Genomic DNA, 2,544 nt, shown 5'->3' on the forward strand with positions numbered 1-2,544 from the left:
ATTTTGCGTTCTACGCGTTGGGCTCAAGATGAATTTTAATTTTTAAACATAAGAAAAGGCCGTCTGAAAATCTGTTTTCAGACGGCCTTTTTATAGACGGCTATTTCTCGTTTTTGCGATACCATTCAATGAAGGCATCGGGTTTGACAAAGCCTAATAAAGCTTCGCTATGACTGCCGTCGGCGCGGACAACAAACACGCCCGGAGGGCCGAAGAGGCCGTATTCTTTCAGTAAGGCTTGATGGTCGGGAGTGTTGGCGGTTACGTCGATTTGGAAGAAGCGTTGCATATCGACTGCTTCGTGTACCTGCGGTTGGTTGAGCGTGTAGGCGGCCATTTCTTTGCAGGATACGCACCAGTCGGCGTAGAAATCAATCAGCACGGGTTTGCTAGGATCGGCTTTCAAGGCGGCATCCATAGCGGCTTTGAGTTCTCCGACATCGGTAAACATCTTACCGTGGTCGGTTTCTTGGCCGGCTTCGGATGGCGGAACCAGCGTTAAGAAGTGGTGGAGGGCGGTGGTTTGTTTATTGAAGCTTTGCCAGCCAAACCATGAGCCGCCAATCAGCAGTAAAAAGCCCAATACGGCGGCAACCGTTTTCAGACGGCCTTTCTGTTTGCCGGATTTCGCCAAAAGCATCAGGGCGGGAACAATCATCAGCAAGGTGTAGAGGCCGACTACTGCGAAATAAGGCAGATGCGGTGTGGCAAGGTATACGGCAACGGCCAGCAAGATGAAGCCGAATGCGTATTTGATGCCGTTCATCCAGTCGCCTGCTTTAGGCAGGATATGACCGCCGAATGTGCCGATGATGATGAGCGGTACGCCGGTGCCGAGTGCTAAGACATAAAGCGCGAGGCCGCCCAACACGGCATCGCCGGTTTGGCCGATATAGCCCAAAGCAAATGCCAGCGGAGGCGCAACGCACGGGCCGACAATCAGTGCAGACAAAATACCCATGATAAAGACGGAAACGATTTTACCGCCGGAGAGTTTGCTGCTTTGATTTTGGAAATAGGATTGGACAGAGTTGGGCAGCTGGATATTGAAGAAGCCGAACATCGACAATGCCAATATCACCATCAGTCCTGCGGCGGCCAGTACGACCCAAGGTTGTTGCAGCCATACGGTCAACAGCGCGCCGGTCAAACCGGCAATCACGCCGACCAAGGTGTAGGTCAATGCCAAACCTTGTACATAAACCATAGACAAGGTAAACGCGCGGCCTTTGCCGGCTTTTTTGTCGCCCACGACAATACTGGAAACAATCGGCAGGAGCGGATACATGCAGGCGGTAAAGCTTAAGCCCAAACCTGCGACAAAAAACGCCAACAGGTTGGCGTTTAAAGTATCCCAAGAGAGCTTGAAGCGGCTGCTGTCGGGATTGTTTGCACTAGGCTGGGCAGGCATTGGGCCGTCTGAAGAGGCGGACGGTTGTAAAAAGCGGTCTTTGGCAGAAACCGGCTCATCGCTTTGCGGCTGGTAAACCCCGTTGCCTTTTACGTCAAACTCAGTGTCCACAGGCGGATAACACACACCTACTTCGGCACAGCCTTGATAAGTCAGTGTCAGTTTGTATTGCGGCGCGGCTTGTTTGTAAGGTAGGTCAACCTGTGCGGTATGGTGGTAAACCGTTTGTTTGCCGAAGAATTCGTCTTCTTTTTCTTCACCTTTACTGAATTTGGGTTCGCCTAGGATTTTGTCAGGATTGGTCGCTGCAACGATTTTGGACTGGTACATATAGTAGCCGTCAGCGATTTTGAACTGCACGCTGATGCCTTGATCGGTTACATTGACTTGAGGTACAAAGGCTTGCTCTGGAGGCAGCAAATCATTGGCATCTACTGCGAATGCGAAGCTGCTCAAGCCTAAAAATGCAATGAGGAAATAAAGGAATTTTTTCATAATATCCACGGATATGCCGTTGAGAAACCGTCATTATAAATGATGGGGAAAACAATCGGCTTAATTTATGTTAAATATTGCGAGAGAAATCTAATGCTTTTGAATTATATCGAAATAGGGTTGCCCATATATGACCGATAGTCTCATGGTATCGTTCAATTTATGCCAAAGGCCGTCTGAAATGTTCAGACGGCCTTTGTTGCTATTCGGCTTGGCTTTAAGGATAAGCGATATAAGCGTAAGCGGAATGGTTGTGTATCGATTCGAAGTTTTCGCTTTCGACAACAAACGACTCGATGCGTTTGTCGGCAATCAGCGCAGTAGCCACATCGCGAACCATGTCTTCGACAAACTTCGGATTTTCGTACGCTTTTTCCGTTACATACTTCTCGTCAGGGCGTTTGAGCAAGCCGTAGAGCTGGCAGCTTGCTTGCGCTTCGACGTAATCGATGATTTCTTCAATGCCTACATCCGCATTCGCAATCAGACTGACCGTCACATGCGAACGTTGGTTGTGCGCGCCGTATTGGGAAATTTCTTTGGAACACGGACACAATGAAGTAACCGGAACCATTACTTTCAGGCTGTGGCTGTATGTACCGTTTTTGATTTCGCCGGTCAGGGTAACATCATAGTCG

2 protein-coding genes are annotated in these 2,544 nt (G+C 49.3%); both read right to left on the reverse strand.

Annotated features, from left to right (window positions below; all coding sequences use genetic code 11):
- Nucleotides 1-100: 100 nt before the first annotated feature.
- Complete coding sequence (dsbD, locus tag ACTHUM_RS11425) at nt 101-1,906, reverse strand: protein-disulfide reductase DsbD (RefSeq protein WP_070712355.1); 1,806 nt, start codon at nt 1,904-1,906, stop codon at nt 101-103.
- A 217-nt stretch (nt 1,907-2,123) separates the two neighbouring features.
- A partial coding sequence (locus tag ACTHUM_RS11430; protein WP_440402918.1) for a GTP cyclohydrolase, FolE2/MptA family occupies nt 2,124-2,544 on the reverse strand: 421 nt, incomplete at its 5' end.

The sequence above is a fragment of the Neisseria sp. P0021.S006 genome (assembly GCF_051956895.1).